Source organism: Xenorhabdus sp. PB30.3, assembly GCF_963895965.1.
GTDB lineage: Bacteria > Pseudomonadota > Gammaproteobacteria > Enterobacterales > Enterobacteriaceae > Xenorhabdus > Xenorhabdus stockiae.
The window spans coordinates 1-14967 of sequence record NZ_CAWQMW010000149.1 but is presented as its reverse complement, the minus strand read 5'-3'; the positions used below and the strand labels follow the sequence as shown (position 1 = coordinate 14967).

Annotated in this window: 13 protein-coding genes and 1 tRNA gene; 8 read left to right on the top strand and 6 right to left on the bottom strand. The window is 40.4% G+C overall.

Features of this window, described 5'->3' with window-relative positions; all coding sequences use genetic code 11:
- Window positions 1-127 precede the first annotated feature (127 nt).
- The 3 genes from fadJ to AACX38_RS14325 all read right to left on the bottom strand — a co-directional run bounded on the left by fadJ (window position 128) and on the right by AACX38_RS14325 (window position 4192).
- Window positions 128-2290 (bottom strand): fatty acid oxidation complex subunit alpha FadJ, encoded by a 2163-nt coding sequence (gene fadJ / locus AACX38_RS14335; RefSeq protein ID WP_228864714.1) that lies wholly within the window; start codon window positions 2288-2290, stop codon window positions 128-130.
- The gene (gene fadI, locus AACX38_RS14330; RefSeq protein ID WP_228864712.1) at window positions 2290-3600 is read right to left on the bottom strand and encodes an acetyl-CoA C-acyltransferase FadI; all 1311 of its coding nucleotides are present in this window, start codon (window positions 3598-3600) and stop codon (window positions 2290-2292) included. The genes fadJ and fadI overlap by 1 nt, the downstream gene beginning before the upstream one ends.
- A 295-nt stretch (window positions 3601-3895) precedes the next feature.
- A complete protein-coding gene (locus tag AACX38_RS14325) occupies window positions 3896-4192 on the bottom strand; it encodes a YfcZ/YiiS family protein (RefSeq protein ID WP_228864711.1) in 297 nt (98 codons plus the stop codon).
- A gap of 352 nt (window positions 4193-4544) precedes the next feature.
- On the opposite strand from AACX38_RS14325, the gene fadL reads away from it, so the two are divergent.
- A complete protein-coding gene (fadL, locus tag AACX38_RS14320; protein WP_228864710.1) occupies window positions 4545-5843 on the top strand; it encodes a long-chain fatty acid transporter FadL in 1299 nt (432 codons plus the stop codon).
- A gap of 59 nt (window positions 5844-5902) precedes the next feature.
- Here fadL and mlaA read toward each other — a convergent pair whose 3' ends face one another.
- Window positions 5903-6655, bottom strand: a complete 753-nt coding sequence (gene mlaA / locus AACX38_RS14315; protein ID WP_228864709.1) for a phospholipid-binding lipoprotein MlaA — start codon at window positions 6653-6655, stop codon at window positions 5903-5905.
- Window positions 6656-6899: 244 nt separating this feature from the next.
- On the bottom strand, window positions 6900-7394 hold the full coding sequence (locus AACX38_RS14310; protein ID WP_099123593.1) for a hypothetical protein: 495 nt from the start codon (window positions 7392-7394) through the stop codon (window positions 6900-6902).
- A 142-nt stretch (window positions 7395-7536) separates the two neighbouring features.
- Between AACX38_RS14310 and AACX38_RS14305 the strand changes: the two genes are divergently transcribed.
- From AACX38_RS14305 to AACX38_RS14275, 7 genes are all read left to right on the top strand, one after another.
- Complete coding sequence (locus AACX38_RS14305) at window positions 7537-8529, top strand: glycosyltransferase family 9 protein (RefSeq protein ID WP_339385686.1); 993 nt, start codon at window positions 7537-7539, stop codon at window positions 8527-8529.
- A 350-nt stretch (window positions 8530-8879) separates the two neighbouring features.
- The gene (locus tag AACX38_RS14300; protein WP_228864702.1) at window positions 8880-9701 is read left to right on the top strand and encodes an isocitrate lyase/PEP mutase family protein; all 822 of its coding nucleotides are present in this window, start codon (window positions 8880-8882) and stop codon (window positions 9699-9701) included.
- Between the two features lie 94 nt (window positions 9702-9795).
- Window positions 9796-10833: an alpha/beta hydrolase family protein gene (locus tag AACX38_RS14295; protein ID WP_228864701.1), complete on the top strand. Its 1038-nt coding sequence runs from the start codon at window positions 9796-9798 to the stop codon at window positions 10831-10833.
- Between the two features lie 225 nt (window positions 10834-11058).
- Complete coding sequence (locus AACX38_RS14290; RefSeq protein WP_228864699.1) at window positions 11059-11424, top strand: YkgJ family cysteine cluster protein; 366 nt, start codon at window positions 11059-11061, stop codon at window positions 11422-11424.
- Between the two features lie 213 nt (window positions 11425-11637).
- The gene (mtnK, locus tag AACX38_RS14285) at window positions 11638-12897 is read left to right on the top strand and encodes an S-methyl-5-thioribose kinase (RefSeq protein WP_228864698.1); all 1260 of its coding nucleotides are present in this window, start codon (window positions 11638-11640) and stop codon (window positions 12895-12897) included.
- 15 nt (window positions 12898-12912) lie between these two features.
- Window positions 12913-14016 (top strand): S-methyl-5-thioribose-1-phosphate isomerase, encoded by a 1104-nt coding sequence (mtnA, locus tag AACX38_RS14280; RefSeq protein WP_228864697.1) that lies wholly within the window; start codon window positions 12913-12915, stop codon window positions 14014-14016.
- A 12-nt stretch (window positions 14017-14028) separates the two neighbouring features.
- Window positions 14029-14700 carry an L-fuculose-phosphate aldolase gene (locus AACX38_RS14275; protein ID WP_228864696.1) on the top strand — a complete coding sequence of 224 codons (672 nt, stop codon included), beginning with the start codon at window positions 14029-14031 and terminating at the stop codon, window positions 14698-14700.
- A 162-nt stretch (window positions 14701-14862) separates the two neighbouring features.
- On the opposite strand, the gene AACX38_RS14270 is transcribed toward AACX38_RS14275, so the two are convergent.
- Window positions 14863-14938, bottom strand: a tRNA-Val gene (locus tag AACX38_RS14270).
- Window positions 14939-14967 lie beyond the last annotated feature (29 nt).

Here is a 14967-nt window from a genome sequence, read left to right as displayed (position 1 = left end):
AGCTGATAACTTAACAATAAAAAATTTATACACAATATATTGTTTAGCTATTATAGATAAAACCGGCCCTTTAAGTTAAAAGGACCGGTATCACTTATTAAAAAATACCAGAAGAAGCGTATATGCGTTATTCGTAGAATCTCTTATCCTGTTCAGCCATCTGAATCAGACGTTCACAGGGTGCAAACCTCTCTCCGTACTGCTGTGCCAGACGTTGCAAAGTTTCTACAACATGACGGCTACCAAGCTTATCCATATAACGGAATGGTCCTCCCAGGAATGGCGGGAAACCAATACCAAATACAGCACCTATATCACCATCACGAGGGCTGCGGATGATGCCTTCATCCAGACAACGTACAGCTTCATTTAACATTAACATCAGACAACGCTGAGCAATGTCTGAGCGTGACATTTTTGCAGCAGGCTGAACTTTCAACAGGGAATAAATGGAAGAATCAGCCTCTTTGCTGTTTTTCCTGAATGACCAGAACTTATTCTTTTTAGTTGCATAGGAATAAAAACCACGACCGTTTTTCTTACCCTTGCGATCGTCATTCAGCACAGCATCTAAAATTGCCGGTGGTGTAAACCGCTCCCCTAATTGATCCACCAACACAGGGATAATTTTGGTTCCGACATCAATACCGACTTCATCCAGCAAATTGATTGGCCCGATTGGGAAACCAAAATCAACCAGAGCTTTATCGATATGTTCGATAGGTTCCCCTTCCACCAGGCAATAGCCCGCTTCATTAATATAAGGAGATAAAATTCGGTTAACATAAAACCCGGCTTTATCTCCCACAACAATGGCGGTTTTACCCTGTTTTTTCGCCAGTGCTACTGCTGTCGCTATTGTTTTTTCACTTGTTCCTGCATGTGGAATGACTTCCACCAACGGCATCTTATCTACAGGGCTGAAGTAATGAAGGCCAATAACCTGCTCCGGTCGTTTAGCAATTTCCGCAATCTGGTGAATCGGCAATGAAGACGTGTTAGACGCGAAAATAGTTTCCGCCTTTGTATTCGCTTCAACTTCTGCGACCATCTTACGTTTCAGTACCAAGTCTTCAAATACGGCTTCAACCACAATATCAGCCTGTTTAAAACCACTGTAATCAGTAGTACCAGATAGCAGAGACATCTGACGAGAACGCTCCGATAGAGTCAGACGCCGTTGACTGACGCGCTTGGAAAGCATATCCCATGTATATTTCAGAGCCTGATTAATGCCTTTCTCATTAATATCTTTGATACGCGCCGGTAAATGACCACGAGTTGCGGTTACATTAGCAATCCCGCCACCCATCAAGCCACCACCTAAAATCCCCACATGCCTGATCTGAGCAGGCAGTTCCGAAGAACCCGTCTCATTTTTTAATGAGGTGGTAGCAAAAAACAGACTGCGCAGTGCCGATGATTCGGATGACATAGCCAGCTCACCAAATGCTTTGGCCTCTGCCTGCAAACCGGCTTTTTGCCCTTTCTCCAGACCAAGGCGAATCACATCAATGATCCGTTCTGGTGCAGGATAATGACCATGAGTTTTGGCCCGCGTTTTTTGCTGAACCATACGGAATAATAATGGCCTGCCAAGAGCGCTCGCTAACAGACGTTGTGACCATGCCAGAGGTTTGCGTTTAGCAACACCTTTCTTAACATATTGAACTGCTACATCCAGCAAAATATCCAAAGGAACAGCATCATCAACAACACCCAGTCGTTTTGCCTGTTTTGCTTTGAGCTGACGCCCTGTCAGGATCATATCTAATGCAGAGCTGACACCTATCAAACGGGGTAGTCTTTGAGTCCCGCCGGAACCCGGCAGCAATCCGAGCTGTACTTCAGGTAAACCAAGACGGGTTTTATCATCCAGAGAACAAATACGTGCATGGCAGGCTAATGCAAACTCCAACCCACCTCCTAAGCATGCACCATGAATAGCCGCAACAATAGGTAAAGAATAACTGGCAATTTTATCAAATAATTCCTGACCTTTTTCAGCCAGAGCCGTTGCTTCCTGTTGAGTCTGGCAACCCGCGATCATCGTAATATCTGCACCGGCAATAAAGGTGTCGGGCTTACCGGATATAATCACCAGCCCTTTTAAACCAGAAACCTGTTGTGCCTGCTCGAAAACCGCCAGAAATTGCACAACAAACTCCGCTTTCAGCGTATTAACTTTCTCACCCGGAACATCAATAGTAATAACGCCAACTCTGTCATCTCTGACAGAAAAACTGAATACCGATTGTTCTGCTGACATGATTGTTTCATCCAGAGCCATTATTCCACCTCCAATACCATCGCCGCACCCAAGCCACCAGCTGCACAGGCTGTTGTCAGCCCAAGCCCGCCTCCACGGCGACGCAGTTCATTCAGGGTCTGGGTCACCATTCTGGCACCGGTGGCAGCAAATGGATGCCCGTAAGCAATTGAACCACCTAGTACGTTGAATTTATCCATATCAACCTCACCAATCGCCTGAGAACGTCCCAATTTCTCGCGGGCAAATTTATCACTGGCAAACATTTTCAGGTTTGTCAGAGTCTGAGCGGCAAACGCTTCATGCATATCAATAAGGGAAAGTTCATTCAACGTAATCCCTGCTCTGTCCAGTGCCAGTGGAGTTGCATATGATGGCCCCAGTAACATGTCCTGCCAGACATCAATCGCTGAAAACGCATAACTGCGCAAATAGCCCAATGGCACCATGCCAAGTTCTTTAGCAGCGGATTCACTCATCAAAATCACTGCCGCGGCACCATCAGTCAGCGGAGTACTATTGGCCGCAGTGACTGTGCCATATTTGCGATCAAAAGCCGGGCGTAATTTCGCATAAGATGTAAGTTCTGAGTTTTTGCGGATATTATTATCTTCCTGCAAAGATTCGCGATATGGCGGCAAATGAGCGGATATCACTTCATCACGTAATAGTCCCTTCTCCCAGGCTTTAGCCGCCATCAAATGAGAGCGGTGCGCCAGCTCATCCTGTGCTTCACGACTGATATGGTAGGTTTTCGCCATTTGTTCAGCAGTATCGCCCATTCTTAACCCGGTGGAATATTCAGCAACTGCTGGCGATACGGGCAGTAAATCTTTTAATTTCAATCTACTCAGCAATTTAAGGCGCTGTGAAAGGCTTTTGGCTTTATTCATATCAACCAGAGTACGAGCCAGTGATTTGGTCACCCCAATTGGCAGGACAGATGAAGAATCAGCCCCACCAGCAATTCCCACATTCACGGTTCCTGCCATAATACTTTCTGCTACATTAGCTATCGCCTGAAAACTGGTTGCGCAGGCCCGGGAAACACTGTACGCATCTGTACCAACACTTAAACCCGCACCCAACACGATTTCCCGTGCAATATTCGGGGCTTCAGGCATTTGAACAACCTGACCAAAAACCAATTGGTCGATCTTCTCTGGTGGCAGCCCACTTCTGATAACCAACTCACTGACAACAGCTTTCCCCAAATCAACAGCCGGAATACCGTGGTAGTTCGTTGCCTGTTTAGCAAAAGGAAGGCGTAGCCCACTGACAATAGCAACTCGTTCCTTTTGTTGTGCCACTTTTGTTGAAGAACGACTCATAGCAACTCCTGCGATAATCATTAATTAAATCAACTGATTAAAATTATTTACTCACCTCATAAGAGGTCAGACCTGATGAAGCATTGTTAACGTAATGTTGGGAAATAGCAAACAGGAATAAACTAAAAATGCGAGCAAGCGCAACTTTAATAGATTTATAATTTATACGATCTGAACAGATAGCACGCGAAAAAAAGATGAAGAAACACTTATTGGTTACAACGAATAATCATCAGCTTTCCCATTGTTATGACTATTTTTGACCACAATGGGAAAACTATAACTCTGAAAGTAGTTAACGCAATCCCAGCTGAAATATCATAGCCTCTGCCTGACAACTAAATGTAAAATCTATGGTCAATTGCATACCATCATGCACTTCTTCTATTTTATGGTTGATGATGCAAGGATCAGATTCCACCTTTTTTGCTTTTTCTGTCAATATATTAAGCATTGTATCTGCTTCCTGACTGCTGGCAAAAATCTGTTGATAAGAAGCCGTGCACTCTTCATTATCAATGACTGTACCAACATCAACACAACAGCAAGCGGCCGTTTCGTTAGCCCCATGGCGCTTAATTACATCAGTCATCTTATTTCTCCGACAATAAAAATCCAAATCTGATTTTACGTTGTACTTTCCTTTAATAACCACTATTTACGCTGCGTAATACCACTTATTTCACTCTTTATTGATCTCAGCACGTTAATTAAATCGCGTTTACATCTCGTTAACACCAACTGTCTATTTTTTGTTAAGTAAGTCCCATTTTAGTAATCATTTTCGTCATATTTTAAAAACATTCTTGCAACACATTGCGATCTCAGGCCTATACTTCTCACACTGGTCTGATTTGTCATTGTGATGAACCGACTCTACAATTCCGCGCTCTCAGCTACTTGAGTAGCATGTTAAATAATAATTAAACAATGAGGTTTTGGTTATGAACCAGAAAAACCTATTTTCACGTTCAGCATTAGCAGTGGCGGTTGCGATTATTTCATCTAACGCTAATGCTGCAGGTTTTCAATTGAATGAATATTCATCATCAGGACTAGGTCGTGCATTTTCTGGGGCAGGTGTTGTTGCAGAAGACGCCTCTGAAGGCAGCCGCAACCCTGCAGCCATGACCCTATTTGATCGCCCATCATTTTCTGGCGGTCTGATTTATGTTAAGCCAAAAGTTGATATTACTGGCGCAAAAAACAGCACTGACGCAAAAAATATCGCGCCAAATGCGCCGGTACCAAATCTGCATTTCATTACACCAGTCACCGATGAATTGTTTGTGGGTGCATCACTCACGAGCAACTTTGGTTTATCCACAAATTTCAGTAATAACTATGCTGCCGGCCCAATTGGTGGGAAGACTTCACTCGTAACCGGAAATCTTAATCTGGGCGGTGCGTATAAACTCAATGAGCAGTTTAGTTTTGGCTTGGGATTTAATACTATTTATGCAGACGCCGAAATTGTTCGTCATCTGGGCGAAGTAAGTTCCGCCATTGCCAAATTTACCGGAAAAAATATCCCGGCAACTACAGAAATAGCCCGTTTAGAAGGGAAAGATTGGGGCTATGGCTGGAATGCAGGCCTTCTGTATCAGTTCGATGAAAATAATCGTTACAGCTTAACTTACCGTTCAAAAGTTAAAATTAAGTTCAAAAAAGGTGATTACAGTAATGAGCTGCCAGAAATATTGGGTGGATTAAACGGTAAGACAGTTCAGGGACGGTTGGATCTAAATCTGCCAGATATGTGGGAAATTTCCGGTTATAACCGCGTAGCACCACAGTGGGCAATTCACTACAGCTTCCTGTACACAGGCTGGAGCACGTTCAAAGAACTAAAAGCAACCCGAAACGATAATGGTAAAGTCGCATTTGAGAAACATGAAGACTTTCGTAATGCTTACCGTATCTCACTGGGAACCACATACTACCATGATGACAACTGGACATTCCGTACCGGTATCGCTTTCGATGAAAGCCCAGTACCTGCTGAAAATCGCTCTATTTCCATTCCAGACCAAAATCGTTTCTGGTTAAGTGCGGGAACGACTTACGCATTTAATAAGGACACCTCTGTAGATTTGGGTATTTCTTACATGCGTGGTAAGAAAGTTCACGTAAGTGAAAAACTGCCAACAGAATTCCATAAATTAGGATATGGTGCACCATACGAGTTCGATTCTAAAGGAACCGCATGGTTAGCCGGTGTAGGTCTGAACTACACATTCTAATCATCTTTAATGATCTAAAAAGGATAGCCAAAGCTATCCTTTTTATTCCTCGAACTGTTTTAATCGATAGAATCCAATTCATCCTCAATAGCAGCAGCATTAGGATTTTCTTCCGGTAGCAGTTTGCCGCCGTTAGCCAGAAAATCATGGCGCTGGAAGTAGGCTTCACGCATCATCAAATACGGATCTGAAGAATTTTTTATCAGGCCATCTGAATCCAGCAAACGTGCGCGAGTTTCGAGCCCCTGAAATACCCACTTTCCGACAGCCATCCAGGGGGTAAGATAACTCAATACAGGATAAGTCATATCTGCCATATCCCCACCTTCGTCACGCGCAGTAAAGCTGCCATATCCCGGCAAAACAACATAAGGGCCATAACCAACATTATAGTACCCAAGGGTGCTACCAAAACGCATTGGATCCTGTTTTGCCAGTTTGGGGTTTGCCATTGAAGCAACATCAATAAGCCCCCCCATACCCAGAATGGTATTCAAAAAGAATCGGTTAAAATGCTTTGCGCCTTCCTTTATATCTCCACGCAAAAAACTATTCACCATGCTGGCTGGTTCTTCCAGATTACTCATAAAATTGCCAATACCATTTCGCGCTGGCATAGGTACATAATCATGCCAGACAACAGCAGCAGGCCGTAAGATATAAGGATCGAGAACATTATAGTTAAAGTTGAACATAGTCCGGTTAAACCCTTCCAGCGGATCAGATCGCCCTTGTTCATAATTATTTGATGAGTTTGCACATCCCGCCAGTAATACTGCTATAAGAGCAACCCCGCTCAGACGATACTTCATACCGTTCTCCACATAATCACTTTTGCCATTGCCTACTTCCGCTCGTTAATGTATTTCAATTAATAGACCCCACGCTAAATATACTGCCAATTTTTCTTTAATGGTAATCAAAATGAGCGGTGATTATGTAGACAAACAGTGAGTTGCGCTCTCCCTCCACTTCTGGGATATATCTTGAAATTTACCCTGTATCACTATTAAAAAGTGAAAAACTTCAGGGAAGAGATAATCCTTCCTGCCAATTTCATCTCATATTGGCAACTTCAGAAAACAGAGGCATAGCAAGATCTACCTTCGTCAGCAGAGTATCAATACACTTACCAAGCACGGTTTCAATACCTTGTTCTCTAATAAACTCTAAGATAACTTTCTTCTCATTATCTGGAATATTTGCCGTTTTAATGACTGTTTCAATCTGTTCAAGTGTATTTTTATGAACTTTTATCGTGAATGACTTCATCTCATCATCAATTGTATCCATATTGGCGTAATCAACACCGGCAGCAGTAAGCGCCATCGAATCAGGATTAAAGCCATAACCCCCATTATCATCAAAATGGATAGCGAAATGATTCACTAAACCAACTTTTACTAAATAATTTATATCGTCAGCCAACTGATCCCATCCAAATGCTTCGCCCAGGAATTGAAGTTTTTCCTTACTAATAGGTTTCATTACATGATTTTTATCATTCATAGCCCGGACAATCATATGTTGTCTCTCTTTCAACATAGTCATTGAGTTTTTCCTTCGGTGAGCATCAGATAGATTAGATTATAGTCAATTACTATAAGTACACTATGTTGTCATCATAAAAAACAGGAATATGAAATTTAAAACATAATACGTTGAATATATTAAACAAATCGTTTATTTTTAGATGCTAAATCTATCATTAAAAAAGAGTTTTCTTTTATTATTCAATATGAAAATAGCTATATTACGCAGAAATGGACTTGGTGATCTTATCTGTACCCAACCATTAATAAAGTTTTTACAGAAAAAATACCCAAATGCAGAGATTAGCCTATTCATAGAACAGGGTAACCATGATCTCGCCAAGTATGTATGCCCTGATGTAGACATCAATATCCTTCCTAAAGGGAATAAATATCTTTCTATTGCCAAAACCGCTCTCAAATTCCGCAAAAAGCACTTTGACATTGCGATTTCTGCTAAACCCAGCCCGATGAAACTGAATAACTTATTCCTATGGTTACTTGGAGCTAAAAAACGTTATGCTGTTGTTGCAGATAAAAAATGGGATTCCAAATTAATTAACTATCCGACTAATACAAAATCGGTAAAAGGTTATCATCAGGCATTAAAAGTTTTACGCTCAATTTCACCGAAAGAGAAATATTTAGCACCAGATTTATTCCCTGAGATAAAAATAATAAATCAATCAAAGCCTGTTTATTCAGGAAATCCATTGATTTTATTTTCCGTTTCTAATAATAGAAAAAACAGCTTAATTAACAATGAAAACATTGCACTAATAGCAGATGAAATTTTAAAAAAACACCCTACTGCAAATTTTATTATCTCTGCTTTCCCAAATGATATAAATGTAGCTAAAGATCTAGTTTCCCGTATAAATGGGAAGAGCCAAATCGTTATATGCAATTCATTACATTCTTTCATATCATTATTAAATGAAATGACTTTAATCGTCGTTGGCGATGGTGGTATTTGCCACTTAGCAGCAGCACTAAAGAAAAAACTTGTTGCACTTTATGGTGTCACAAAACCTGAAAACTGGTCCCCACTGACATCAAAAGATATGTGTATTACCTTATATGATTCCAAAAATGTTAACAATATCCCTTTAGCTCAAGTCACTGATGCAATCTTTCATCTCATTGATAATTAAAATTATTTAATAATTTACAATCATAAATAAACTTCCCCGTTGCAAATAACGGGGCTTTTCTCCATCTGTAGAAATTAAAAGATGACGAATAGATATTATATCCATTCTAAACATTACCAATAACATAGATAAATAGACCGGAATAGCTCTAAGTCACATAGATATATTTTCACTTGAAATAATAATAACGGCAATAATGATATTACAGCTTTAATTTTGAGTGTTTTTTATCGATCAAAACATTGACTATATAAATATACAGTGTAATTATTTAGTAACATTCTAAAAACGCATATCCATGATATTTACGATTATGGAATATATTTATAAGAAAATATTGAGAAACCAACATGACAAAAATAAGCTTGGATGAAAAAATTCAAATTTTTAGCCAATTACACGAAGAAGGAAAACTCATATTAGCCAATTCATGGGATGTTATGAGTACCCGCTTAGCAGAACAATCAGGAGCCAAAGCCATTGCAACAACCAGTGCCGGAATATCCTGGAGCTTAGGCTATCCAGATAATCAACTGGCTGACCGAAAAATCGTAATGAAGGCTCTTGGTTTAATTACTTCCAGTACCAATCTACCTGTAACAGCGGATGTTGAAGATGGTTTATTAGCACCTGATGAAAGTATGGATGATCTTGTTGAAGATTTATATTTTGTCGGATGTGTTGGGATTAATATTGAAGATTCCAACAATGGCAAATCAAGGTCTATAAATGATGCTGCTGAACGTATTGCTTCTGTACGTACCGCAGCAAATAAAATACATTACAGTTTATTCATCAATGCACGTATAGACTCATGGATTCGAGGAGAAGATACCAACCCCGAGCATTTAATTTCCCGTGCTAATACTTATCTTACTGCCGGTGCCGATGGTATTTTTATCCCCGGATTAACCGATCTATCAGTATGCCGTGCTATCAGCTCCCGCATAAATGGCCCATTAAATATTATGGCTCAAGCCGGAGGGCCGAGTGTAAAAGAGTTTTTTGCTGCCGGAGCAAGAAGGGTTTCTGGCGGATCTTTCTTTGCCGAACAAGCCTATGGATCTACATTGACAAGTATGGAGCATTTTTTACGGGATGGTTTGTTGCAGAATAGTGAGCAGTCAAAATTAAGCTATGCCTCGTTAAATGCCCTACTTAATTCAAGATAATAGCCATCAGATAATTAACTAAAAGGAATGCTCTACTGAGTAGTGCTTTATTACAAAACAAGACAGTTCAAATTTATTGTCTGCTGAGGATGTAATGTTTAAACGTATAGTTACTACTATTTTCCTGTTTCTATGCTTTTCTGTGAAAATCAGCGCATCAGAAAATATAGGTTTCCGGGAAATATTTTTAGATAAGAACACTGAACGTCCATTACATTTTGTGATGTGGTACCCTTCCGATGATATTGGACATACTGTAATTGTTGGTGAACATCCCACTTATTATGGTATTTCAGTAATAAAAAATGCTATTCCTGATATAGAAAAACATCCTCTTGTCGTTCTCTCGCACGGATATGGGGGAAATTGGCGAAATCTTAATTGGCTTGCAGGGGAATTAGCCAAAAAGGGTTTTATCGTGGCTGCTCCAAATCATCCAGGCACAACAACAGAAGATAGAAATCCCCTATCAGCTGCACAATTATGGGAAAGACCGAGGGATCTCAGCCGTGTTATTGACTTTATCCTAGAGCAATCTGATTTTGCCGAGTTAATTGATAAAGAACGAATAGCAGCAATTGGTCATTCATTAGGCGGCTGGTCTGTTGTTGAACTCACAGGCGCTAGATTCAACTCAGATTTATTAGTTACTGACTGCAAAACTAATCAAATTCTTGCTTCTTGCAACATATTATCTGAATTAGGAATAGGTAAAAATGAAATCACCAAAGCAAAATTAGATGGTGATTTGGGTGACCAGAGAGTTAAAGCCATTATCTCCCTTGATCTGGCGTTAACCAGAGGCTTTTCACCTCAAAGTTTAAACATGGTAAATATACCAACACTCGTGATAGCCGCTGGTGTTGATGTGGGGGATATGCCTGCTGAACTGGAATCTGAGTATCTCGCTAAAAACCTTCCAAAAGAGAAATCAAAATACATCGTTATTGACGATGCAATGCATTTTAGCTTTAGGCCAAATTGTAAACCCAATGCAATCGCTCTTATTGAAAAAAATAACCCAAAGGGTGGAGTTATTTGTAAAGATGGTGGAGATAGAAGCCGGGAAGAAATTCATAATGAGATCCTGAACCATATCCTTATCTTTTTCCAACAAGTATTCCCTAAATAAAAACTCACCTATTTCAAAGTAACAATCTGTTAATTAAATAAAAAACTGTCTTTAAAAGAGGCAGTTTTTCTTTTTTCAATTAAAAATAAATTTCTCTTGAAGTTCACCATTTTTCACAAAGATAACCTATCCTCAAATAGTTATCTTTATACAAAAAAGATAATTTTCCATAGTTAATAACTTCGTCAAAATGTGGCTCTTAAACATCAGATAGAGACGTCTGGTATGGATCATATATTAAATACCCAATCACAGAATAATTTCTGCATCAGCTGTGGTGCCTGCTGTGCATTTTTCAGGGTCTCATTTTATTGGGCGGAAGCTGAGGATGGAGGAGGTACAGTCCCGGTTACTGCCACTGAAAAACTTAACGATTTTATGTGCTGCATGAAAGGTACAAACGAGCCCCATCCCCGTTGTATAAACTTACAGGGCAAGGTTGGTCATTCGGTTTCCTGTACTATTTATGACAAGCGCCCTTCCCCTTGCCGAGAATTTTCGCAGGCATGGGAAACTGACAATTACAATGAAGCCTGTGATCGTGCCAGAGTTGCTCATGGCCTTCCTCCACTACCAAAACCACAAACCTGAACTAGCACATTCGTCGTACTTTTATCATTGCGATGCAATTTGAAATCTCTTGGGTATATCTTATTGTTATCAGACCATATTCGTTATTTTCATCACAGACACTTTACTTTTGTATACTTATAGTTAACAACTGTAAAAATCCATTACCGCAAAATGTGTTATCCCTGTTCATTTTATGAACTTTCTTTCATGATATTATCAGGATGAAAAATAATGTCTGTTTATGTTCCTACTGAGTATATCCCCCAGACCTGTGAGTCTTTACCACATTATCTTGCGAAAAATTTACCCGCCACCATCTCACTCGGAGGATTGCCTGAAACCTGGCAGATACAGGAAGTAGGTGATGGAAACCTGAATTTAGTTTTTATTGTTGCCGGAACAGAAAAAACTATTGTGGTCAAACAATCCTTACCTTACGTTCGGGCTGCTGGTGAATCATGGCAGCTTTCCCTTGTCCGAACCTATTTCGAATACCATGCCCTATTAGAAGAAAAAAAATTTGCTCATCAGTATGTACCCGATGTCTATTTCTATGATGAAGAAATGTCTTTGTTTGCGATGGAGTATTTAGATAAACACATTATCTTACGCAATAAACTGATTTCTGGTGAAAAATTCCCTCATCTAGCTAAAGACATTGGTATTTTTCTTGCTGATACACTATTCCATACCTCTGATATAGGGATGGATAGCAAAGAGAAAAAAGAGCTGGTAAGCCGTTTTGCCAATAACCATGAGCTTTGTAAGATCACTGAAGATCTGATTTTTACAGAGCCATATTTTAATGCCGAAAGAAACAACTGGACTTCCCCTCAACTTGATAATGATATTCATGCCATCTGGCAAGATCAGGCCATGATCCAAACTGCAATGCAGTATAAATACAAATTCATGACTGAAACGCAGGCACTTTTGCATGGTGATCTTCACTCAGGCTCTATTATGGTCACACCTGATTCCACAAAAGTGATTGATCCAGAATTTAGCTTTATGGGTCCAATGGCATTCGATATAGGTAATTATATCGGCAATCTGTTTATGGCTTATTTTGCTCAACCTGCTCTGCGGGAGAATATAGAGCAATGCGCTGATTATCAATCATGGCTCTTCATGCAGATTGAAAAAACATGGGAAATATTTGAACATCATTTTCGTCAATTATGGAATGAAAAAACAACCGGAGAAGCCTATCCTGTCACCATCTACCAACAGGGAACTTTCAATTCATCGTTCCTTAAAACTGCCCAGGATGATTTTTTCTCCAATTTATTCGAAGAAACTCTGGTCTATGCCGGGCTTGAAATTAATCGCCGCATTACAGGCTTCGCCGGTGTTGCTGATTTCAAACAGATTGATGACCCGACATTACGAGCCGGTTGTGAAAAACAAGCACTGAAACTGGCTCGTGAGTTAATTGTCAACAAGCATAAATACCAGAATTTTTCACAGATTAAACATCATATTACATAAGGTTAAGAAACCGAGATGAAGATTAATGGAACCCATTATCGCTCTGTTTGGCTTGCTGACGATGGGTATACTGTCGAAATTTTTGACCAGACCAAATTGCCTTTTGAATTAAAAACTATTCAGTTGAATACCGTTCAGGATGCTGCTACAGCTATCAAAGATATGTGGGTAAGAGGTGCACCTTTAATTGGTGCAGTTGCTGCGTATGGTATGTCACTGGCGATGCGTCAAAATAGCAGCAATGAAAATCTACAAATAGCTTACGATACTTTAGTTAAAACCCGGCCAACCGCCATTAATTTAAAATGGGCGCTGGATCGCACATATCAGGCACTAGAAAACACGCCTCCCGTTCAGCGTGTAGAAACTGCTTATCGTACTGCTAATGAAATTGCAGATGAAGATGTCAAGCTGTGTCATAAGATTGGTGAAAATGGTTTAAAAATCATACAGGAAATCGCAGCCCGAAAATCAGCCGGTGAAGTAGTGAATATATTAACTCACTGCAACGCTGGGTGGCTGGCAACTGTGGATTGGGGAACCGCATTATCACCTATTTACATGGCACACGATGCGGGTATCAGGGTTCATGTCTGGGTTGATGAAACTCGCCCTCGTAATCAGGGGGGATTGACGGCTTTTGAGTTAGGTTCACATGGTGTACCACATACTTTAATTGCCGATAATGCCGGTGGGCATTTAATGCAGCATGGCAAAGTGGATTTGTGTATCGTAGGTACAGACCGGACAACCGCAAGAGGTGATGTGTGTAATAAAATTGGTACTTACCTTAAGGCTCTGGCTGCAAAAGCAAATCAGGTACCATTTTATGTTGCGTTACCATCACCGACACTGGATTTTACCGTCTGGGACGGCGTAAAAGAGATCCCCATTGAACAACGTTCAGGTGATGAACAGTCACACGTCTACGGAATGACGGCTGAAGGAAAACACAGTTGGGTCAATACAGCACCTCAGGGAACGGTTTGCGGGAATTATGCGTTTGATGTTACCCCGGCAGAATTAATTACCGGGTTAATTACAGAACGTGGAATTTGTGATGCCAGCGCAGAAGGCTTACGCATGCTCTTTCCTGATTTATATCCATATAATTTATAATGATTATTTTTTATGACAGTCAGTAAAAAACATATTGCTCAAGCAATTATCGATACTTGCCTTAAGATGAATGCTCTGGGTTTAAATCAAGGCACATCTGGTAACATTAGTGCCCGTTATCAAGATGGATTTCTTATCACCCCCAGCGGGATCCCCTATGAAAAATTAACTCCGGAGCAAATTGTCTACATTAATTATTCGGGAGAAGCAGAACCAGATAAAATCCCCTCAAGCGAATGGCATTTCCATCTTTCCTGCTATGAAGCCCGCCCTGAATTAAATGCTGTTGTACATAATCATGCAGTCAATGCAACTGCCGTTTCAATTCTCAATCATAGCATCCCGGCTGTTCATTATATGGTAGCAGTGACAGGAACGGATCATGTGCCCTGTATTCCCTACTCAACCTTCGGGACACAAGAACTGGCAGAAAGCGTCAAAACAGGAATTAGGCACAGCAAAGCACTGTTAATGCAGCATCACGGTATGATTGCGATGGAAGTCAGTCTGGAAAAAGCATTATGGCTGGCCAATGAAATAGAGATATTGGCACAACTCTATTTGAAAATACTCCCCGTGATCGGAAACCCTGTAGAAAATATTGCAGAACGGATCCCTGTACTCTCACCCGAAGAAATGCAAAAAGTATTGTTCAAGTTCAAAAGTTACGGATTGAAAGCATAACAACAGATAAAAACAGCATACTTTGATTTCACTAAAAGAGAATGCTGTTTTATTTGCATTACTAATCAGCGGTAATAACGGGAATTTTTTTGAATAAAACGTGAGTATAAACCTTGCTTGGTTTTATATTTTCTGACGATTCTTTAGGGGATTTATATGAAGTGGTGGGCGATACCAGATTCGAACTGATGACCCCCTCCTTGTAAGGGAGATGCTCTACCAACTGAGCTAATCGCCCACTTCATGGCTACCTAAATGGTGGGTCGT